The sequence below is a fragment of the Asticcacaulis sp. genome (assembly GCA_024707255.1).
GTDB lineage: Bacteria > Pseudomonadota > Alphaproteobacteria > Caulobacterales > Caulobacteraceae > Asticcacaulis.
Genome location: JANQAC010000002.1, coordinates 1,847,454 through 1,867,500, shown reverse-complemented (window position 1 = coordinate 1,867,500; position 20,047 = coordinate 1,847,454). Strand labels below are relative to the sequence as shown.

The 20,047-nt window shown below is 59.0% G+C and carries 16 protein-coding genes, 1 tRNA gene, 2 rRNA genes and 1 pseudogene (1 of these 20 running past the window's edge); 10 read left to right on the top strand and 10 right to left on the bottom strand.

All coding sequences use genetic code 11. From position 1 onward, the window contains the following. The 3 genes from NVV72_20375 to NVV72_20365 form a co-directional block, all read left to right on the top strand. Window positions 1-1,676 (top strand): 23S ribosomal RNA (locus tag NVV72_20375) (it extends 1,180 nt beyond the left edge of the window). Between the two features lie 73 nt (window positions 1,677-1,749). Next, window positions 1,750-1,864, top strand: a 5S ribosomal RNA gene (rrf, locus tag NVV72_20370). A 304-nt stretch (window positions 1,865-2,168) separates the two neighbouring features. Beyond that, a tRNA-Met gene (locus NVV72_20365) sits at window positions 2,169-2,245 on the top strand. A 225-nt stretch (window positions 2,246-2,470) separates the two neighbouring features. Here NVV72_20365 and NVV72_20360 read toward each other — a convergent pair. Both NVV72_20360 and NVV72_20355 read right to left on the bottom strand, forming a co-directional pair. After that, entirely contained in the window at window positions 2,471-5,158 is a 2,688-nt protein-coding gene (locus NVV72_20360; protein ID MCR6661553.1) for a glycoside hydrolase family 3 C-terminal domain-containing protein, read from the bottom strand. 276 nt (window positions 5,159-5,434) lie between these two features. Continuing rightward, window positions 5,435-6,543: pseudogene (locus NVV72_20355) on the bottom strand (TIGR03862 family flavoprotein). Window positions 6,544-6,745: 202 nt separating this feature from the next. On the opposite strand from NVV72_20355, the gene NVV72_20350 reads away from it, so the two are divergent. From NVV72_20350 to NVV72_20340, 3 genes are all read left to right on the top strand, one after another. Next, the gene (locus NVV72_20350) at window positions 6,746-6,874 is read left to right on the top strand and encodes an entericidin (GenBank protein MCR6661552.1); all 129 of its coding nucleotides are present in this window, start codon (window positions 6,746-6,748) and stop codon (window positions 6,872-6,874) included. Window positions 6,875-7,022: 148 nt separating this feature from the next. Beyond that, window positions 7,023-7,148 carry an entericidin gene (locus tag NVV72_20345; protein MCR6661551.1) on the top strand — a complete coding sequence of 42 codons (126 nt, stop codon included), beginning with the start codon at window positions 7,023-7,025 and terminating at the stop codon, window positions 7,146-7,148. A gap of 106 nt (window positions 7,149-7,254) precedes the next feature. Then, a complete protein-coding gene (locus tag NVV72_20340) occupies window positions 7,255-7,902 on the top strand; it encodes a hypothetical protein (protein MCR6661550.1) in 648 nt (215 codons plus the stop codon). On the opposite strand, the gene NVV72_20335 is transcribed toward NVV72_20340, so the two are convergent. The 7 genes from NVV72_20335 to NVV72_20305 all read right to left on the bottom strand — a co-directional run bounded on the left by NVV72_20335 (window position 7,864) and on the right by NVV72_20305 (window position 15,620). Further along, the gene (locus tag NVV72_20335) at window positions 7,864-8,892 is read right to left on the bottom strand and encodes an adenosine deaminase (protein MCR6661549.1); all 1,029 of its coding nucleotides are present in this window, start codon (window positions 8,890-8,892) and stop codon (window positions 7,864-7,866) included. The genes NVV72_20340 and NVV72_20335 overlap by 39 nt on opposite strands. 32 nt (window positions 8,893-8,924) lie before the next feature. Next, window positions 8,925-9,647, bottom strand: coding sequence for a hypothetical protein (locus NVV72_20330; protein ID MCR6661548.1), 723 nt, complete (start codon window positions 9,645-9,647; stop codon window positions 8,925-8,927). 58 nt (window positions 9,648-9,705) lie between these two features. Continuing rightward, window positions 9,706-11,001 carry a sugar porter family MFS transporter gene (locus NVV72_20325; protein MCR6661547.1) on the bottom strand — a complete coding sequence of 432 codons (1,296 nt, stop codon included), beginning with the start codon at window positions 10,999-11,001 and terminating at the stop codon, window positions 9,706-9,708. Between the two features lie 60 nt (window positions 11,002-11,061). Beyond that, a complete protein-coding gene (locus NVV72_20320; protein MCR6661546.1) occupies window positions 11,062-12,654 on the bottom strand; it encodes an MFS transporter in 1,593 nt (530 codons plus the stop codon). A gap of 119 nt (window positions 12,655-12,773) precedes the next feature. Beyond that, complete coding sequence (locus NVV72_20315) at window positions 12,774-14,204, bottom strand: chloride channel protein (GenBank protein MCR6661545.1); 1,431 nt, start codon at window positions 14,202-14,204, stop codon at window positions 12,774-12,776. Continuing rightward, on the bottom strand, window positions 14,197-14,679 hold the full coding sequence (locus tag NVV72_20310) for a MarR family winged helix-turn-helix transcriptional regulator (protein ID MCR6661544.1): 483 nt from the start codon (window positions 14,677-14,679) through the stop codon (window positions 14,197-14,199). The genes NVV72_20315 and NVV72_20310 overlap by 8 nt, the downstream gene beginning before the upstream one ends. 53 nt (window positions 14,680-14,732) lie before the next feature. After that, on the bottom strand, window positions 14,733-15,620 hold the full coding sequence (locus NVV72_20305; GenBank protein MCR6661543.1) for a LysR family transcriptional regulator: 888 nt from the start codon (window positions 15,618-15,620) through the stop codon (window positions 14,733-14,735). A gap of 103 nt (window positions 15,621-15,723) precedes the next feature. Here NVV72_20305 and NVV72_20300 point away from each other — a divergent pair, with 103 nt between their 5' ends. Beyond that, window positions 15,724-16,635, top strand: coding sequence for an NAD-dependent epimerase/dehydratase family protein (locus tag NVV72_20300; GenBank protein MCR6661542.1), 912 nt, complete (start codon window positions 15,724-15,726; stop codon window positions 16,633-16,635). Between the two features lie 30 nt (window positions 16,636-16,665). After that, the gene (locus tag NVV72_20295) at window positions 16,666-17,421 is read left to right on the top strand and encodes a serine/threonine protein phosphatase (GenBank protein ID MCR6661541.1); all 756 of its coding nucleotides are present in this window, start codon (window positions 16,666-16,668) and stop codon (window positions 17,419-17,421) included. A 367-nt stretch (window positions 17,422-17,788) separates the two neighbouring features. Here NVV72_20295 and NVV72_20290 read toward each other — a convergent pair whose 3' ends face one another. Then, window positions 17,789-18,508 carry an SDR family NAD(P)-dependent oxidoreductase gene (locus tag NVV72_20290; GenBank protein ID MCR6661540.1) on the bottom strand — a complete coding sequence of 240 codons (720 nt, stop codon included), beginning with the start codon at window positions 18,506-18,508 and terminating at the stop codon, window positions 17,789-17,791. 214 nt (window positions 18,509-18,722) lie between these two features. Here NVV72_20290 and NVV72_20285 point away from each other — a divergent pair, with 214 nt between their 5' ends. Both NVV72_20285 and NVV72_20280 read left to right on the top strand, forming a co-directional pair. Beyond that, complete coding sequence (locus tag NVV72_20285; GenBank protein ID MCR6661539.1) at window positions 18,723-19,286, top strand: TetR/AcrR family transcriptional regulator; 564 nt, start codon at window positions 18,723-18,725, stop codon at window positions 19,284-19,286. 24 nt (window positions 19,287-19,310) lie between these two features. After that, window positions 19,311-20,021 (top strand): DUF1275 domain-containing protein, encoded by a 711-nt coding sequence (locus tag NVV72_20280; GenBank protein ID MCR6661538.1) that lies wholly within the window; start codon window positions 19,311-19,313, stop codon window positions 20,019-20,021. Window positions 20,022-20,047 lie beyond the last annotated feature (26 nt).

Below are 20,047 nucleotides of genomic sequence, written 5' to 3'. Positions count from 1 at the left end.
GCCATCCTTTAAAGATAGCGTAACAGCTCACTGATCAAGCGATCCTGCGCGGAAAATGTAACGGGGCTAAAGCCATGTGCCGAAGATCAGGGCTTGCATAGCAAGCGGTAGCGGAGCGTTCCGTAAGCCTGTGAAGGTCAATCGTGAGGTTGGCTGGAGGTATCGGAAGTGAGAATGCTGACATGAGTAGCGATAAAGAGTGTGAGAGACACTCTCGCCGAAAGACCAAGGGTTCCTACGTAAAGCTAATCTGCGTAGGGTTAGCCAGCCCCTAAGGCGAGGCCGAAAGGCGTAGTCGATGGGAACCAGGTAAATATTCCTGGGCCAGTATGAAGTGACGGATGCGGTAACTTGTGAGGGCTTATTGGATTGTCCTTGCAGGGAACGTGTCCCTGGAAATAACTCATACAGAGACTGTACCCGAAACCGACACAGGTGGTCAGGTAGAGTATACCAAGGCGCTTGAGAGAACTATGCTGAAGGAACTCGGCAAATTACACGCGTAACTTCGGGATAAGCGTGACTTCACATTGGGCAACCAGTATGAAGTGGCACAGGCTAGGGGGTAGCGACTGTTTATCAAAAACACAGGGCTCTGCGAAGCTGTAAAGCGACGTATAGGGTCTGACGCCTGCCCGGTGCCGGAAGGTTAAAAGGAGTGGTGCAAGCCGCGAATTGAAGCCCCGGTAAACGGCGGCCGTAACTATAACGGTCCTAAGGTAGCGAAATTCCTTGTCGGGTAAGTTCCGACCTGCACGAATGGCGTAACGACTTCCCCACTGTCTCCAGCATAGGCTCAGCGAAATTGAATTCCCCGTGAAGATGCGGGGTTCCCGCGGTCAGACGGAAAGACCCTATGAACCTTTACTATAGCTTCGCCTTGGCGTTAGCAACAACATGTGTAGGATAGGTGGGAGGCTATGAAGCGCGGGCGCCAGTCTGCGTGGAGCCATCCTTGAAATACCACCCTTATTGTTGTTGACGTCTAACCGAGACCCGTTATCCGGGTCCGGGACATGGCGTGGTGGGTAGTTTGACTGGGGCGGTCGCCTCCCAAAGTGTAACGGAGGCGCGCGATGGTGGGCTCAGAACGGTCGGAAATCGTTCGACGAGTGCAATGGCATAAGCCCGCCTGACTGCGAGACTGACAAGTCGAGCAGAGACGAAAGTCGGCCATAGTGATCCGGTGGTCCTTCGTGGACGGGCCATCGCTCAACGGATAAAAGGTACTCTAGGGATAACAGGCTGATTTTGCCCAAGAGTCCATATCGACGGCAAAGTTTGGCACCTCGATGTCGGCTCATCACATCCTGGGGCTGGAGCAGGTCCCAAGGGTATGGCTGTTCGCCATTTAAAGTGGTACGTGAGCTGGGTTCAGAACGTCGTGAGACAGTTTGGTCCCTATCTGCCGTGGGTGTACGAGACTTGAGAGGATCTGTCCCTAGTACGAGAGGACCGGGATGGACATACCTCTGGTGGACCTGTCGTGGCGCCAGCCGCGCAGCAGGGTAGCTAAGTATGGAATAGATAACCGCTGAAAGCATCTAAGCGGGAAACTAACCTCAAAACAAGGTCTCGCTGAGGATCGTGGAAGACTACCACGTTGATAGGCCAGGTGTGGAAGCACGGTGACGTGTGAAGCTAACTGGTACTAATAATCCGATCGGCTTGATCGTTCCTCAATAAAATTTATGGAACAACAAGCATAAGTGCATACAATGTCTTCTCAAAACCCCTGTATTCTGTTGACCTGGTGGCTATGCCGGAAGGTCCCCACCCGATCCCATTCCGAACTCGGTCGTTAAGCCTTCCTGGGCCGATGGTACTTTGTCTTAAGTCACGGGAGAGTAGGTCGTCGCCAGGTCTACAGAATACAGGCGGTTTTATATAAAGCCCTTCATTACAATCCTATCAAAGAGACCGTCAGGCAAACCCGCTTGCCGGTCTTTTTGCTTTTACCGCATGAGACACTAATCTCATGCGACGGCGTAGGCAGGAGCAGCCCCGTCTGGATGGCCATAAGCCAGACAGACAAACGTAAAATGCCGGGCTGCGCTCACAGGCCCGAAACTTGGTGACGCGGGGTGGAGCAGCCCCGAGGTTTTGTGAAAGCAAAACCGAAAAACGTAAAATACCGGGCTGCGCTCACAAGCCCGATCTCTAGGTGACGCGGGGTGGAGCAGCCCGGTAGCTCGTCAGGCTCATAACCTGAAGGTCGTCAGTTCAAATCTGGCCCCCGCAACCAAACTAAAAAAGCCCCCGATATGGGGGCTTTTTTTAGTTTGGTCACTGGCTTAGACTGAACATATGATGAATGTTTACTCAAAACTGCAGGCGAGCGCGTGTGCGCCATACACCTACAGTCCTATGCCGAAGATGCCCGGCGGAGTATTTGTTCCAAAAGAAAAGCCGCAAGGCGGGGCGCAATACCTGCCTTGCGGTTTGTTCGGGAGTAAGACCTGGCTCTTGCCTACGGCGCTACCTCGGTCTCGCCGGTGACGGTCAATGCCAAAGGCACGGTCTTCGCGTAGGCCGGCTGGCCGCCGCCCAGGCTGATATCATAACGGCCGGGGAGAACATGGCGAGCGCCCTTGTCGTCGACCTGCGACAGGGCGCGGGCATCGAGTGCCAGGCTGACTGTGCGGCTTTCGCCCGCCTTCAGGTGGATGCGCTGGAAGCCCGCGAGAACGGGATTGGCGCTGTCGCCTGGTTTTTTGATGTAGAGCTGCACGACCTCGTCGCTGTCACGGCTACCACTATTGGTAACCTTGACCTGCGCCGTTACGGTGTCGCCCGCCTTGATCGTCGGCGCTGAGAGAGCGGCGCCATCATAGTCGAAGGTCGTATAGCTCAGGCCGTAACCAAACGGATAGAGGACATCCCCTTTGAAATAGCGATAGGTGCGGCCGGTCATAGAATAGTCGGTGAAGGCGGGCAACTGGTCCGCGGATTTATAGAAGGTCACGGGCAGGCGACCCGCCGGGCTGAAATCGCCGGCCAGGGCGCCGGCCACGGCCGTGCCGCCGTCGCCGCCCGGATACCAGGTCTCGACGATCGCGGGCACGTTCGCCTTGGCCCAGTTGATGCCGAGCGCGCTGCCGTTCATCAGCACCAGGACGACGGGCTTGCCGGTGGCCGAGACGCGTTCCAGCAGTTTTTGCTGCGGCGCGGGCAGGTCCAGGCTGGTGCGGTCGCCGCCGGCGAAACCCGCCGCCTCGACCTTCATCTCCTCGCCCTCGATACGCGCCGATAGCCCGCCGACAAAGACCACGGCGTCGGCCTCTTTGGCGGCCGCCACGGCGTCATCGCCATTATTGGCCGGCGTGCTCCATACCAGGCGCTGGTTGCCGGTGGCATCGCGCTGGAAGGCTTCGATCCTGATGGGATAGATGGTGCCGGCTTTCAGGGTGATCTTGCCGGAAGCAATCGACGGTGCATCGCCGACGCCCCATTCATCGACGATCAGCTTGTCGCCGATCCAGATGCGGTAGCCGTTCTCGCTGGCGTAGCGGAAGCTGTATTCGCCGTCCTGCGGCGCCTTGATGTAGCCGGTGAAGCGCGCTGAACTGTCCTTGTCGACCGCGCTCCAGCTTGCCGTCGCATTGGCCACGGTCTGGGTCGATGCGGGGGAGCCCGAAGGCTCATGCGTGGTAAACCATTCGGCCTTCAGGCCCTGTTTCGTGCATTTGGCATCGAGGCACAGGGCGTCATCCGGCACCGGCGGCTGGGCCTGGCCGATCAGCCCGGTGCCTTCGGCATAGATGATCTTAGCATTGGGGAAGCGGGCGCGGAGACCGTCAAGCACGGTCACCGGCGCGGTCGGGCGGCCGTAATAATTGCCGACCAGGGTATCATAGCTATCTGCATTTGGCCCGATCACCGCGATAGTTTTGATGGCATCGCCGAATGGCAGCAAATTGTTGTCGTTCTTGAGCAGGACGATGGATTCCTGGGCGATTTTGAGCGCCGTGGCGCGGTGCTCCGGCGTGTTGTAATCGGCCGGCGTGATGTTGGCATAGGGCGAGGCCGAGACCGGGTCCATCAGGCCCAGGCGGTAACGCGCCTCGAACAGGCGTTCCAGCGCCTGATCGACGACTGCTTGAGGCAAAAGTCCGGACTTGACGGCGGCAACAATGTTTTCCGGTTCGGTCGTCATGTTGTTGCGGTAATCGCCGCAGATCAGGTCCATGCCGGCCTTGAAGCCCACGGCCACGGCTTCGGGGGCGGTCTTGGTATAGTGCAGGCTGTCCTGGCGGTAGATATTGGCGGCCGCGCCGCAATCGGAGACGACATAGCCCTTGAAGCCCCAGTCGTCGCGCAGGTGTTTCTGCATCAGTTCGGTGCTGGCGCAGGCCGGCACATCATAGAGGGCATTGTAGGCGCACATCACCGATTGCACCTGGCCCTGGGTCACGGCGGCGCGGAAGGCCGGCAGGTAGGTGTCTTCCAGGTCGTGGGCGGACGGCTTCATGTCCTGCTGGTGACGGCCTTCCTCAGGACCACTGTGGACGGCGAAGTGCTTGGCGGTGGCGATCACGCGCGGATGGGCCGGATCGTCACCCTGCAGGCCGGTGATATAGGCCACGCCCATGCGGCCGGTCAGGAAGGGGTCTTCGCCATAGGTTTCCTGGCCGCGACCCCAGCGCGGATCGCGGAAAATGTTGATATTGGGCGACCATACGGTCAGGCCGCGATAAAAGTCGGTGCCGCCGTTGGCATGGACGCGTTCGGCATATTTGGCGCGAAACTCGGTCGAAACCGTCGTGCCGACCGTATGCATCAGGTCCGGATCCCACGAGGCCGCCATGCCGATGGCCTGGGGGAAGACGGTGGCGATGCCGGCGCGCGCCACGCCATGCAGACCTTCGTTCCACCAGTTGTATTCGGGCACGTTCAGGCGCGGGATGGCCGGTGCGATATGGCCCAGTTGCTGTGCCTTCTCATCGAGCGTCATGCGGCCGATCAGGTCACGGGCGCGCGCTTCGGGAGACAGGGTGACATCGGTAAAGGGGCAGGGGGCGTTCTGGCAGGCTGCGGGCGTTTGCGGTGCGGCGGTGGCCGGCGAAACGACCAGCATGGTCGCGGTGAGCGCGGTAGTAAGGGCGAAGGGCGCGGCCGACATAAGCCAGCGCACCGCACGAGGGGCGATCGATTTCATGGCATTTCCTCTTGCAAAAAGGCGCATCTGACGGCGCAATATGTTAGCGGTATCAACGAAACCGGCCTCGCGTCAAGAGGACGGTGGTAGCTATGCTGGTCTTATTATGGCGAAGGGGGCGCTGGCGTCGTGCCAGTGACGCCTGATAATTAAGTTTTACGAGACTGATGCTTCATGTCCAGCGACATGCAATTGAAAAGATTATTGTAGGGAGGAGCCCCAGCATTTCGCCAGCTCTGCGACCGACGCGCATTTGCGCGTTGGGGGTGGGGTTGCTTACTTGCCTGATATTGCCCGTGCCGCCGCAACAGCGGTCGAGAAACAGGCCTGCAGGAGATAGCCGCCGGTGGGCGCTTCCCAGTCGAGCATTTCCCCGACTGCATAGACACCCGGCAAAGCCTTTAGTTCAAAATCCGGCGTCAGCGCCTCGAAACGGATACCGCCGGCGGAGGAAATGGCGCGTTCCAGTCCCTGCACGCCGGTCAGCCGCACCGTTACCGTCTTGAAGTCCGCGCCTGGCTTTTCATGCACCAGGGCAATGGCGGCTGGTGACAGGTTGAGCGCCTTGCGCAGGCGGTTGCTCAGGGAATCCTTGGGCGAGGCGCGTTTCAGCTTGTTGATCGCCTGGTCGGCTGACAGGTCGGGGCGCAGGTCGATGACCAGATCAGCATGTCCGTCTTTCGCAATGGCGTCGCGCAAGGCCGCGCTGAGGGCATAAATGGCGCCCCCCTCAAGCCCGGTGCGGGTCAGCATCAGTTCGCCCTTCACTTCACGCCCGGCGAATTTAACGGCGATATTCTTCAGCGGCTCACCGGCGAATTTGTCGGAGAAATGGGTGCTCCAGGCGGTCTGGAAACCGACATTGGCCGGTTGAAAAGGGGCAATCTCAACGCCCCTGTTCGCCAGCAAACCGGTCCAGCCGCCATCACCGCCCAGCCTGGGCCAGCTTGCCCCGCCCAGCGCCAATATGGTGGCTGCCGGCGTTACCCGCACATCGTCATTGAACAACAGCGCTCCGTTCTGCCAGCCGCGCCATTCATGCCGGGTATGCAGAACCACGCCCTGCGCCTCCAGCCGTTTCAGCCAGGCGCGCAGCAGGGGGAGGCTTTCATGGCTTTTGGGAATACCCGCCCCGATGTGCCGACAAAGGTTTCGGCCTCCAACCCGTCGGCCCAGGCGCGCAGATCCTTGGGTGTAAAGGCCTCCAGCGCCGGTTTCAACAGCGGTGCCCGCTTGCCGTAGCGGGTGACGAAGCGCTCGAACGGTTCGGAATGGGTCAGGTTCAGCCCGCCGCGGCCGGCCAGCAGGAACTTGCGCGCCACAGAGGGCATACGGTCGTAAATTTCCACCTGCTTTCCGGCGGCACTTAAAATCTCGGCGGCCATCAGTCCGGTCGGACCGGCGCCTATAATGACAATGGGTTTTTTCATACAGGCGCTCATACGCTTTTACGTCGCCAGGCGCCACGGTTACCCGATGTCGCCATGATTTTATCCATAAGACGCGCTCATTGAATCCTTATGCGCAAAACTCAATTCTGACCTTACGTGGCGCCTGATGCCACCTAATCTGAGAAGGACAAATGACATGAAGCGCCTCGCATTGTTTACCGTTATCGCCATCCTGCCGATCCTGGCCGCCTGCCATACCATTCAGGGCGCCGGTGAAGACGTGACCGCCGTTGGCAAGGGCATGGAAAGCGCCGCCAGCAACTAAGACTTTCCGGATCGTGAAAAGCCATGCCCCATGACATCAGGTGTCATCGGGCCTTTCGTGTCTGGCTCTTTGCAGGTAAGCGGATTTCCCGTAAATTCGCCGCAATTGCGAGTCACCCTTGCAAGCTGTTCAATCTGAGGAATACACCATGAAACGTCTCGCCCTGATCGCTGTTATTGCCCTTCTGCCCGTGCTGTCCGCCTGCCACACCATTCAGGGCGTCGGCAAGGATATCACCGCCGTTGGCAAGGGCATGGAAGACGCGACCCACTGATCATGAACCGCCGCGCTTCCGTAATGCCCAAAAGCGCGGCCACACACGTTATGGTGTTTAAGGACGCGTCCCGCTATAATGACCGGATGTTTGCGGATGCGGCATAATGACCTTCAGGCGTTTTATCCTCTGGCTGGGTGAAAGACTGATCGATTGGCAGTTGGCGATCGCTCTGCTGCTGGCGGTAAAATTCCTGCTGCCTGTCTCCGCGCAGAGCTATGTCGATTTCGACTCGTTTCTTGCCGGGGTGCGCGAGACCCTGGGTAATAATCTCGCTGATGCCGCCTTCATGACGCAGAATTTCATGAATGGCGACTGGGGACTTTACTGGGCCAATGCCTGGCGCGCGGCCGGCTGGATCATCGGTCTGCATATCTATCTGCAGGGGCTATATCTCTTTACCTCGCTGCTGGCACGACAGATTGCGCCGGACTATCCGGTGCGCGGCAGCCTGATCGCCTGGATGATCAGTTATGCGGTTTTGTGTGGCCTCTATTATCAATACCGCGATCCGGGCAGTCTGCGACTGGCCTTGTGTCTGCTGGTTGGCGGTGGGCTGGTTGTGAGTTTGAGCGCCGCTTTCGGGTCGCTGTTCACCACACCCGCCAGGCCGGTTACGCGCCGGACCTATTCGCCTTTGCCGCGAAGCCCGGTCTTTGAAGATGCGCCGCCGGAATTGCCCGTTGATCTGCCCGCCGTGGCCGTGGCCCAGCCGTCAGTGTTCCGCCGCGAACGCCTCTATTTCAGCGATTAAGGCCGCTTTACGCTCATTACTCAGAAAAGACCCGGTGATCGAATTACGCGCCAGGGTCAGGCAATCCCCGCGGTCAATCAGGCCGCGGCGGGTCAGGCTGAGGAAATTGTCGTTCACATAACCGCCGAAATAGGCCGGATCGTCGGAATTGATCGTGGCGCGCAGGCCTTTTTTGAGCATGTCGGGGATCGGGTGGTCGTTCAGGTCTCTTACCACGCACAGCTTGTGATTGGAGAGCGGGCAGACCGTCAATGTCAGGCCCTCACGCACGATATGCCCGACGAGCACGGGGTCTTCCAGTGAGCGATTGCCGTGATCGATGCGGTCGATGTGCAGCACGTCCAGCGCTTCATAGACATAGGCCGGCGGGCCTTCTTCGCCGGCGTGGGCGCAGAGCTTCAGGCCCAGTTCCTTTGCCTTGGCGAAGACATTGGCGAATTTCGATGGCGGATGGCCGACCTCGGAGGAATCGAGTCCGACACCAATGATCCGATCCAGGTACGGCACGGCCATGGCCAGGCTCTCGAAGGCGGCTTCCTCTGAGAGATGACGCAGGAAGCTGTGGGTAAGTGAAACCGAAAGGCCCAGGGTTTCCGCGTCCTTCGCCGCGCGACTCAGGCCCTCGATGACATAGGCGTAGGGAACACCGCGATCCGTATGGGTCTGCGGATCGAAGAAAATTTCTGTATGGCGGACATTATCGGCCGCCGCCCTTTGAAAATAGGCCATGGCGAGATCGTAGAAGTCTGCCTCGGTGCGCAGGACATTGGCGCCCTGATAATAGATGTCGAGGAAGTCCTGGAGATTGGAGAAATCATAGGCGGCGCGTAAGGATTCGACCGAGTCATAGGGCAGGGCGATGCCGTTGCGCTGGGCCAGGGCGAACATCAACTCCGGCTCCAGCGAGCCCTCGATATGCAGGTGCAGTTCGGCCTTGGGCAATCCGGCGACAAAAGCATCGAGTGAGGTAAGGTTATGCGTATCTGACATGTAAGATATCCAACAATAGTTGGGTGATGATTTTAATATGTCTTTAGAACAAGTGAGGATGATGGCCAAACTGCGTTATAATGGCCGATCATCACTGAAGCGATGTCTACTACCTGAGTGATTGTAGTGGCAGCATTTTTCCCACCATCTTTTATTGAGGCTCCAGATTGATAACATTCGGATTGGTCTATAATCATCCAACGATCATGTATGTCATCATTGGTTCTGATTTCGACTTTAGAACCGTGCTGTTGGGCATACATGTCAGTAGCACTTTTTAAAGCATTAAGCTTTCCTTTTGTGCTGGTTAGGATTTTTATAATTATCCCGTCTTTAATGTGGGGGAAATAATTTTTGACAAAATCTGCGTCAAGATAAGCATCTATAAAAAACATTTCTTTTGAAGATTCCTTAATAATTTTTCTAATCTCTTCAAAGTACGTGTATATTTCCCCTTTGGGTATAATTGTTGTAGAGGGGCCGATTGATTTTAACCGAATATCATTTTTTGCGGTACGTAAAATGTGAATGATGATGTCGTATTGTCTTTTATAATCAGTGGCATGATTTCGAAAAATATTATCAATCGCCATTCTTAATGCTATAGTTTCTGTAACGTCCCAAAGTTTTATTGCTGAGCTTACCCGGCCAAGCCATACTGTTCCATTTTCTGTTTTTAATTCGGATAATTCAGGCGCGCCTACAAGTAACAATTCTATTTCGTCATACAGAACTCCAGCGTCAACGTTACTCATAATTTTCTCCTAGAATTTTCATAGAGTTAAATATCAAAACTATACAATACTTTATATTCTATAATGCCTTTTCCATATCCTCCAGTTCCACGCCTTTCGTTTCCGGAAAAAATTTCGACACCACGACAAACTGAATCAGCGTCGCCACGGCGAAAACCGCAAACGGCAGGGCCTTGGTATGTGCCGCCACCAGCGGGAAGACGGCGGAGATGATCGCGTTGACAATCCAGTGGGTGGCGCTGCCGAGGCTTTGTCCGCGCGATCGCACCGGTGTCGGGAAGATTTCCGCCAGATAGACCCAGATCACCGCGCCCTGTGACGCGGCGAACGAGACAATGAACAGGATCAGCAGGGCCAGCAGGAAGCCCTGTCCCTGGCCGGTGGACATGATGATGGTGACGCCGGCGAGCGCCGCCACCATGCCGATTGCGCCCATGGTCAGCAGTTTCTTGCGGCCGAAGCGATCGATCAGCGCCATGCCAAGCAGGGTGGCGGCCAGGTTAGCGCCGCCTACGGCCACGCTCTGGATATCGGCCGAAACGGCGCTGAAACCGGCGGCGGCGAAGATGTCGTTGAGGTAGTAGAGGATGGCATTGATGCCGGTGAACTGGTTGAACAGGGCCAGCAGGATGGCGAAAATGATCGGTTTTTTGTGTTTGACCCAACTCAGCTTGCCTTGGCCGATATCGGATTTTTGGAAGTCGGCGATGGTGGAGGCGGTATCCTGAATGCCCAGTTGTGTCAGACTTTTGACCGCTTCGTCGATGCGGCCCTTGGCCGCCAGCCAGCGCGCGCTCTGGCCGATGGTAAACAGCAGCCCGAAGAAGATGCCGGCGGGCAGGGCGGCCAGGCCGAGTTTCCAGCGCCAGACCGACGCATCGGTGATCATCTGCCCGACGAGATAGTTGCTCAAATAGGCGAGCAATATGCCCAAGACGATATTGAACTGGAATAGGCCGACCAGCGCGCCGCGCCGTTCGGCGGGGACAATTTCGGAAATATAGACCGGCGCCAGCACCGAAGATCCGCCGATGGCCAGGCCGAGGATAAAGCGTGAGACGACAAACAGGACAAGAGACGGCGACAGCGCGCAGCCCAGCGAGGCGGCGATATACATCAGGCCGATGACCCGCAGCGCGTCGCGCCCGCCGATGGCATCACCCAGCCGGCCCATGAAAAGCGCGCCGAAAAAGGTGCCCCACAGGGCGACGGAAACAGCCAGGCCCAGGCCCTGATCATCGAGGTGATAAACATCGCGCAAGGCATGGGTGACGCCGGAAATCACGGCGGTATCGAAGCCGAACAAAAGTCCGGCCAGACTGGCGATCACGACCGCCTTCAGATTGACGCGCATACCACTCTCCCCAATGTAATTCTTATTTTGAATTACATTAAGCGAGGATGCGGGATCGCGCTACTTCTTTTGCGGGTGTTCCAGTTGCCGCAGGTCCAGGCCCTTGGTTTCGGTGCCGAAACGGACGAACAGCCCCAGGGTGACGACGATCGGCACGATGATCATGCCGGCGGCAATCCCCAGCGGCGGCACCAGGGCGGTGATGCTGAGGGTCTGGGCCAGCACGCCGCCGCCCTTGGTGCAGGCGGCAATCCAGCCCGTGGCGCGACCGCGGATCGCCAGGGGATAGCTTTCCGAAGCATAGGGCAGGAGGATGGCCAGGATGCCGTTGGAGCCGATGATCAGCAGGGCGATTGGCAGGACCGGGCTGCCGCCCTTGCCGGTTTCCAGCAGCAGCACCCAGATGAGCCCGGCGAGCGTAATGGTGACCATGGTGGTGAAGGCCCATTTGGTACTCCACTGACTGTAGATCCAGGTACACAGGAAAACGGTCGGGAAGGCGATCAGCGAGGATTCGGCCAGCAATCTGGATGACAGGGCCATGGAATAGCCCTTGGCCACCAGGTCATTGGGCAGCCATAGCAAGAGGCCGAAATTGATCAGGCCCCAGGCGAGTGCCGCGATGGTCAGAGCCGCTGTCTTGCCGATCAGGCCCGGCGTCCAGAGTTTCGGCTCGCTGCCATCGTGCTTCGAGTGATGGTGCGCGAAGGTGTCATCGGTGTCCTCTTCATTTGCGCCCAGCTTGTGGCTGACCGTGCCGAAGCGCGCCATGATCTTGTGGGCCTCCTCATCGCGGCCGCGCGACAGCAGGAACTTGGCCGATTCGGGGATCAGGCCGCCCATCAGGATGAGGATGAGGCCGGTCGGCAGATTGATCAGCCACAGGATGCGCCACGAGAAGGTCGGCACCAGCAGGTAGGAAAAACCCGATGCGGCGAAATAGCCGCCGACCGCGCCCAGCCCGCCCACCAGCACCAGCGCCCAGCCGCGATGGCGCGACGGCATGGTTTCAGCCAGCAAGGCATAGGTGACAGGCAACATGCCGCCGGCGCCCGCGCCCATCAGGAAGCACATGATCTCGTTCCACAACAGGCTCGGCATGGCGCCGCAGATCGAGGTGCCAACGAAGACCACCGCGGACAGGAGGATCGATGCCTTGCGGCCATAGATATCAGCGATGATACCCCACAGGATCGAGCCGGTGACCGTGCCGATCAGGGCGAAGAAGGGTACAAGCGAGGCTTCCGCCTTGCTGACGCCGTACTCTTTGATCAGGCCCGGCATGACGAAACCGAGCGAGGCGGGCTTCATGACGTCGATGATCAGGGCCACGACCAGAACCAGCATCAGCAGGGCATGGGCGGGACCAAGTTTTGCATCTTCCGGCGCGGCGACGGCAATGCGGGCGGCGGATTTGACCTGCGCATCTACGCCTTTGGGCAGCAGGCCGTAGGCGGCAATACCGATGCCGGCGACGATCAGGAACATGCCGAACAACATTCCGTTGTCCATCGGCATCCCGGCCAGGGCGAACCCCATGTCCTTGCCCATCCAGAACATCGGCAGGTGCAGCAAAACGCCGACAGTAACGCATATGCAGCCCAGTCCGAACGCCCACACGCCGCGTCTGTCGAGAAATACCCTGGCGTCCATATGCCTCTTGCCCCGGATTGTTTTCTTTAAGGCATACGCAGAAATTTACGGAAATAAAGCTTTAAATTCATAAGCTTCGTAAAAATCTATAACATTAAATTGTTGCTACGTTGGTATGTTCACGGCTTTGCAGACGTTTGCGGGCCATGCGCCGTATATTCTGAAGGCACGTGGTGGCCGCGCCGCACCAGCTTTTCTGTCATAATGGTGGTTTTCATGACAAAGGCCGAGACCATGAAGGCGGTGCAGCAACCGGCGAGAAGCGGCAGCAGGGTGTTGAACTGCTGCGTCACCTCCAGGGCGAACAGCACAGAAGCGAACAGAGCGCGAGAGGCGCCGGCGAAGCAGGCAGCCATGCCGACCAGTCCGGCCATGCGCAGGTCAAGTCCCAGTGAAGGCAGCACCGCTTCAAACACCTGCGCGGTCAGGACGCCCAGCCCGCCGCCGATGGTGAAAATGGGCGCAAGCGTCCCGCCTGATGTGCCGCTGCCGAGCGCGATCGACCAGGCAATGAATTTCAGCAGGCAGAAGGTGAGCAGAGCGATGCCAAGGAAGTTGCCGCTTAGGATTCGGTCGATATTGTCGTAACCGACCCCCATGACGCGCGGTTCCCACAGACCGACCAGCCCGACAATCAGGCCGCCGATGGCCGGCCACCACATCCAGTGGATCGGCAGGCGCTCGAACAGGTCCTCAATCAGGTAGGTCGACTTGGCGATAACGACGGCGAATAGCCCCATGATGACGCCAAGGGCAGCGTAGCCAATCAGGGCGGTGGGGGAGGCCGGCGCGAAGGTGGCGATATGGAACAACAGGTCGGTGCCGAAGAAGAAGGGCCGCAGCATGATGGCGGTCAGGGCCGCCAGGGCGATAGGGATGAAGGAGCGTGGGCGGAATTCGAAGACCAGAAGTTCGATGGCCAGCAGGATGGCGGAAAACGGCGTGCCGAAGATGGCGGTCATGCCGGCCGCGGCACCGGCGGCCAGCAGGGTTTTGCGTTCATGCGCCGTGACATGGATGACCTGACCGAGCAGGGAGCCGAGCGCGCCTCCGGTGGCGATGATCGGGCCTTCCGCGCCGAAGGGGCCGCCGGTGCCGATGGCGATGGCGGCGGACAGCGGCTTGAGGAAGGTCATGCGCACCGGAATGCGGCTGTCATTGGTCAAGATCTGCTCCATGGCTTCCGGAATACCGTGGCCGCGAATGGCCTTGGCGCCATAGCGCGCCATCAGGCCGACAACCAGCGAGCCGATCACCGGCACGGCGATCACAAACAGGCCGAGACTGTGGCCGGCTGGCGAGACGAGGTCAAAACCCACGCGCTGATAAAAGGCCAGGTTGGTGATCAGGCCGATCAGCGCCATCAGGCCGCGCGCGATCGGCGTCATGACCAGGGCCAGACCGATGCACAGGACGCCGATCAGCAGGCTGCGGCGATCAAGCGCGCGCGGGTGGCGCTCGACATCGGCCTTTTCGAGCACCGGACCGAGCCCCAGCGAGATCGGCAGGCCGGGCGTGGTGGAGGCGTTCTTTATTTCGTGATCACTCATCGGGGGTACTCTTGTCTTCAAAGAAGAAGCGGGCGGGGTGTTCATTCAGATGCGCGGCTTCGATGAGCGCAATCAGGCCACTGGCCAGTTTTTCCAGGGTCGGCGGCGGCAGGTTTGCGACCGCCTGCATCAGCTTTTCATGGGCGCTGACGGGGCTGGCTGTTAGCGCCGTCTGGCCGGCCTCGGTCAGGTAAAGCTCGACGCGGCGGCCATCGGCGGCGGCACGCGCCCGCCGGATCAGACTACGGGCTTCCAGGCGACTGACGATTTCGGACACCGTGCTCTGGTGGGTAAAGGTAGCGGCGGCCAGTTCATTGACCGACAGGCCCTCATGCGCCTGGATGCGTTTGAGCACCAGCAGTTGCGCAGCAGTGAGGCCGGTCGCCTGTTCGCTGTGCGTGGCCGACTGGCGCAGGGCCTGGACGATGCGCCGCAGGGAATCCATGACGATTTGCGGATCGGTGGGTGAGGGCATAGATATATCGGCTCCAATATATTGGCTCCCATATACTTTGATTGTCCCCTTGTCTAGGGTCTTACGCTGAGGAGGGCCGTTAGGCGGGCGGTCAGGAAATCAGCGACGCGGCGAATGCGGGCATTGGTGCGCACCTCCTCGTGCATGACCAGCCAGATGGGCAGGGCGGGCAAGGTCATGCCGAGTTCGAGCTTGACGAGATTTGGCTGCGCATCGGCCAGCAGGCATTGCGCGAACCCTATCCCGGCGCCGGCCAGCAACAGGTGCCAGCACACCATCTGGTCGTCCGTGCGCACAGGGAACTGGTGGCGCGTCACCGGATAACCCATGGCGGCATAGCCTTTGATAATGTCGTCGGCGCGGTCGAAGCCAATGACATCGTGTTTGAGCATGTCCAGCATGGTCTCCGGACGGCCCTTGCGCGTCAGATAATCCTTGGCGGCATAGACCCCCAGCGGCGTTTCGCCGAGTTTGCGAGCGATCAGGGCATTCTGTGTTGGGTTAAACATGCGCAGGGCGATATCAGCGTCGCGGCGCAGCAGGTTTTGCGAAGCATCTGACGCCACAATCTCGACCTGGATCAGCGGTTCCTCGCGCCTCAGGTCGGCGATGATCGGCGGCAGGATGAGGTTGGATACCACGACCGAGGCGGTGAGGCGCACCGTGCCCGAAAGGGTTTCGGCCTTGCCCTGCGCCTTGAGCGCCAGGCTTTGCGCGGCACGGCCCATGTCGCGGGCATCATCCACCAGGCCGAGTGCGGCTTCGGTCGGCTCCAGACCCTTGACCGAACGCCGGAACAGCGGCGTGCCGATGGTGGCTTCCAGTTCCTTGATGTGACGGCTCAGGGTCGGCTGAGTGGCGCCGATCCGGGCAGCCGCCGCCGACAGTGATCCGGTATCGACCACAGCGAGAAAGGCACGAAGCAGGGTCCAGTCGAGCATGTTCAATCCATTCAAATTTGAATAATTATATTCAAATTATAGGTAATTTATATGCGTAATCAAATGGAATAAATCTCATCCTGTCAATGCAAGGAGAGAAGACATGAAGACGGTTCTGGTTCTGGGGGCCAATGGCGGTATCGGCAAGGTGGTGGCGAGGGCCTTTCTCGATAAGGGCTGGCGGGTGTTGGGCCTGGTGCGCGCCGGCAAGACGGCGGGCGAGGGGATCATCCCGATTCATGCCGACCTGTTCGACGCGGCAGCGGTGGCAAGGGCCACGGGGGCGGTCGATCTGGTGTTCAATGGCCTGAACGTCCCCTATCCGGTCTGGGCGGAAAAGGCCCTGCCGACCTATACCGCCGCGGCCGATATCTGCGAGGCGCTTGATGCACGCCAGATCTATCCCGGCAGCGTCTATAATTTCGGTTCGGCCATGCCACAGGTGTTGACGCCGCAGACGCCCTTCGCGGCCGATACGCTGAAAGGCCGTATACGGGTCTCGATCGAAGCCATGTTCCGCGCCCGCGCCGAAGCCGGGCGCCTGCGCACCATCATCATCCGTGCCGGCGATTTTTTTGGCAGCGAGGCGTCCAATAGCTGGATGGGGGCGCTGGTGGCCAAGGATCTCAGCAAGGGCCGGATCGTCACGCCGGGTGAAAAGACCACCGTCCATGCCTGGGCTTTCCTGCCCGATCTGGCGGCTACGATCGTCAAACTGGCTGAGGTCGAAACCGCGCTTGGCGCCTATGAGGTCTTCCACTTCGAGAACCACAATGTCTCGGCGAAACGGCTGGCGGAGGCGGCGCGGCTTGCCCTAGGGCGCAAGGTTACGGTGGGCCACATGCCGCGCATCCTGTTTTCGCTGATTGCCCTGTTTGATCCCTTCATGCGGGCGGCGCTGGAAATGCTGTATCTGTGGGATGTGCCGCACGCGCTGGAAGACCCGCGTCTGGCCGAGGTGATCGGCGAGGTGCCGCGCACGCCGCTCAGTGAAGCCATGAAGACTTTGCTTTGAAACCGGCCGCCCCTTGCCTATATAGGGCGCATGACCTCCCGCATTGCACAATTGACCTACGCCATCGGCGATATCCACGGCTATGACGATCTATTTGAGCAGATAATCGAGCGAATCCGGGCTGATGCGGAAGGGCTGGGTGAACGCCCGCGCATTGTCCTGCTGGGTGACTATATCGATCGCGGACCGGCTTCGCGGCAGGTGCTGGATCGGGTTGGGCATCTGCTGGCGGCGGACTGGTGCGATGTGGTGGCGTTGATGGGCAATCACGAGGAAGCCCTGCTGCGCTTCCTCGACGAGCCCGATTTCGGCGATACCTGGCGCGACTGGGGCGGGGCGGCGACGCTCGATTCCTACGGCGTGGTCATGCACTATATGGCGCGGTCCATGGAAATCTGGGAAGAGGTCAGCCGCCGGTTCGCGTCTAAGGTCGACCCGGCGCATCTGGAGATGCTGCGCGCCATGCCGTCATCCTTCCAGGCGGATGACTACCTGTTCGTCCACGCCGGCGTCGATCCGGACCGTCCGCTGACGGAACAGGACGGCGCTACCTTCATGTATATTCGCGGGCGGTTCCTGCGCGCCGATCAGGCGTGCGACTATGTGGTGGTGCATGGCCATTCGCCGCACAAGGTGCCGGCCAATACGCGCTGGCGGATAGGGATCGATACCGGCGTCTATTACAGCGGCGTCCTGACGGCGATGCGTCTGCGCGGCGAGGAACGTGAACTGATTCAGGTGCAACGGGAGATGGATACGGGGCGTCCGCCACCGGTGTTTTTCTAACCTTATTGAGGCATCTGTTTTTTACTTTAGATATTTCGGTACCAAGCGGAGCCTAGCTATGGAAATCGCCCACTCCATGACCTCCAAGGGAATGTCCTCTTTAAATGTCGTGATAAACATTTCACCTATTTGATCAGAATAAAATATATCGAACAGTGGTTTCACCTCATTGAGGGGATTTTCAACCTCTAGGTACATACCGTCACGTACAACATCGCTACCTATAGTAATGGTGTAGTCTTGCCCTCTCAGGTGAAAATCCATTTCGATGCCATCTGCGGAAATTATTTTGTAAGAATTGCTTTTGGAGCAAGCTACCTTGCTAAGAGGCAAAGAAAAGGCGGGACCAAGTCCCGCCTTTGTTGTCTTAGCCTTCACCGGCCAGAGCTGTATCGAGCGTCTTGCCGTCGGTGGCCCAGAGATTGCCGATATGCAGCGCCACCGGATCGGGGAAGATGTAGGTTTCATTGGCGGCAATGCCCTTGACGATCTGTTCGGCGGCATGTTCCGGCGTGGCCTTCTGCATCGGGATATCCTTGGCCAGGTCGGTATCGATCGGGCCGGGATAGATGCCGAGCACCTTGATGCCGGAGCCTTTGAGCGTGACGCGCAGGGTCTGGGTCAGGGATTGCAGGGCGGCCTTGGAGGCGGAATAGCCGGCCAGGCCTGGCGCCGATGTCAGGCCGACCACGCTGATCACATTGGCGATGGTGCCGGATTTGCGGGCTTCGAAAACCGGCGTAAAGGCGCGGATGATGCGAAGGGTGCCGTAATAGTTGGTGTTCATGTCGCCATTGATCAACTCGATCGGGCTTTCGATGAAGTTGGCGAAGACGGCGGTGCCGGCATTATTGAGCAGGATATCGGTATCGGCGGCGGCCTTCACAGCGGCATCGACCGAAGACTGGTCAGTGATATCCAGTTGCAGCGGCACGACGCGGGCATCGCCGAAGTCGGGCAGGGAGTCGAGACGGCGGGCGCCGGCATAGATTTTCTTTACATCGGTCTTGAGCAGTTCGCGGACGGTGGCGGCGCCGATGCCGCGATTTGCACCGGAAACGAGGACAACTTGATTAGCGTAGGACATGACGAACTTCCTTTTGAAAGAGCCGTCGAATCCGGCGGCCGAGAAATGTAAACCGATCTGTTTACATCGCCATAGGTAAACAGATCAGTTTACATTGTCAAGCGGCTGTGCTAGTTTTTTTAGCTCAAACGCCGCATGGCTCCTCGCATCAGCTCGGGCGGCCTTCGGCCTTGCCAAATTTCCTTTGGAAATTTGGAATTCAGGAGATTTCGACATGGCCGATACCGCCGCCCCCACCAAGAAGCAGGAGATTATCGCCCTGGCCTATGATGCCTTCTATAACGGCGGCTTTCATGCCACCGGCATCGACACGGTCATGGCTAACAGCGGCATTTCCAAGCGCACCCTCTATAAGTATTTTCCCTCCAAGGAAGACCTGATCGAGGCGGTGCTGGACCAGTATGGCGAGGACACCGACACCTATCTGCTCAAACCGGCCCTGGCGCGCAGCGATGATCCGCGAGAGCAGATCCTGGCCCTGTTCGATGTGCGCCGCGAAATGATGGAACGCACCTGCCGGGGGTGTCTGGCGATGAAGGCGGGCCAGGAATATATCGGCAAGCATGAAGGCATTACCGCGCGCGGCCGGGCGGCTTCGGAATATGTCGAAGGTAGGTTCGTCGAACTTTGCCAGAGGGCCGGCTTGGCCAATCCGCTGGACACCGGCCGGCAGATCGGGCTGCTGTTCCAGGGGGCGGCCCTGACCGCCCAGATGCAGCAGACGCCATCTGTTTTCGATACGGCCAAGAAGGCGGTTCATATCCTGCTTGCGGCCTGATCGGGCTTCGCCATAAAAGAGGGCATGAATAGCGATCACACCCTTCTCGGCAAAAGACCCGAACGCACCCTGCCTGTCGCTGCCCTGCTGATCGCGGCGGCGGGGATGCTCGATGCCTTCACCTATGCCGGTTATGGCGGGGTCTTCGCCAATGCCATGACCGGAAATATTGTGCTGATGGTCGTTCGGATGGCCGAGGGGCAGGGGCGCCTGGTCCTGCCGTTTGCAGCGCCGATCGCCGCCTATATCTGCGGCGTCGCCGTGGCGCAGGTGCTGAAAGAAAAGCCGCTGGGCACGCTTCTGCCATCGCAGGCACGCTTCTCGCTCGGCCTTGAGATTGCCTTTCTGGTCGTTGTCGCCTTCCTGCCCAAAAGCGTGCCCGACATGCTGGTGGTCACCGGCATCGCCTTCGTGGCGGCGCTACAGGCGTCGGCCTTCTACCGCCTGGGCGAATTTGCCTACACATCCGTGACCACCAGCGCCAATCTGCGCCATTTCGCCAGCGCCACCATTGCCTGGCTGATCTATGGTGAAGGGCGGGAGAGGCGTCGGGAGTCGCTGTTCTTCCTGTGCCTGTGCGTCTGCTTTATTGGTGGTGCCTTGCTGGGGGCGGTGGCGACCCTGACATGGGGCCACGCGGCCGTCTGGTTGCCGGTTGGTCTGCTCAGCGTGGCCTTTGCGCTATGCCTGCCGTGGACGCAGGATATCCGCGAGATATTCGGCGAGGATAGATAGCGGCAGGATATTGATCTTAAAGCACG

Bases quoted from the DNA above. Each gene is read 5' to 3' on its own strand.
- NVV72_20360 (MCR6661553.1), bottom strand. From the start codon at position 5,158: ATGAAATCGATCGCCCCTCGTGCGGTGCGCTGGCTTATGTCGGCCGCG.
- NVV72_20350 (MCR6661552.1), top strand. From the start codon at position 6,746: ATGAAGCGCCTCGCATTGTTTACCGTTATCGCCATCCTGCCGATCCTG.
- NVV72_20345 (MCR6661551.1), top strand. From the start codon at position 7,023: ATGAAACGTCTCGCCCTGATCGCTGTTATTGCCCTTCTGCCCGTGCTG.
- NVV72_20340 (MCR6661550.1), top strand. From the start codon at position 7,255: ATGACCTTCAGGCGTTTTATCCTCTGGCTGGGTGAAAGACTGATCGAT.
- NVV72_20335 (MCR6661549.1), bottom strand. From the start codon at position 8,892: ATGTCAGATACGCATAACCTTACCTCACTCGATGCTTTTGTCGCCGGA.
- NVV72_20330 (MCR6661548.1), bottom strand. From the start codon at position 9,647: ATGAGTAACGTTGACGCTGGAGTTCTGTATGACGAAATAGAATTGTTA.
- NVV72_20325 (MCR6661547.1), bottom strand. From the start codon at position 11,001: ATGCGCGTCAATCTGAAGGCGGTCGTGATCGCCAGTCTGGCCGGACTT.
- NVV72_20320 (MCR6661546.1), bottom strand. From the start codon at position 12,654: ATGGACGCCAGGGTATTTCTCGACAGACGCGGCGTGTGGGCGTTCGGA.
- NVV72_20315 (MCR6661545.1), bottom strand. From the start codon at position 14,204: ATGAGTGATCACGAAATAAAGAACGCCTCCACCACGCCCGGCCTGCCG.
- NVV72_20310 (MCR6661544.1), bottom strand. From the start codon at position 14,679: ATGCCCTCACCCACCGATCCGCAAATCGTCATGGATTCCCTGCGGCGC.
- NVV72_20305 (MCR6661543.1), bottom strand. From the start codon at position 15,620: ATGCTCGACTGGACCCTGCTTCGTGCCTTTCTCGCTGTGGTCGATACC.
- NVV72_20300 (MCR6661542.1), top strand. From the start codon at position 15,724: ATGAAGACGGTTCTGGTTCTGGGGGCCAATGGCGGTATCGGCAAGGTG.
- NVV72_20295 (MCR6661541.1), top strand. From the start codon at position 16,666: ATGACCTCCCGCATTGCACAATTGACCTACGCCATCGGCGATATCCAC.
- NVV72_20290 (MCR6661540.1), bottom strand. From the start codon at position 18,508: ATGTCCTACGCTAATCAAGTTGTCCTCGTTTCCGGTGCAAATCGCGGC.
- NVV72_20285 (MCR6661539.1), top strand. From the start codon at position 18,723: ATGGCCGATACCGCCGCCCCCACCAAGAAGCAGGAGATTATCGCCCTG.
- NVV72_20280 (MCR6661538.1), top strand. From the start codon at position 19,311: ATGAATAGCGATCACACCCTTCTCGGCAAAAGACCCGAACGCACCCTG.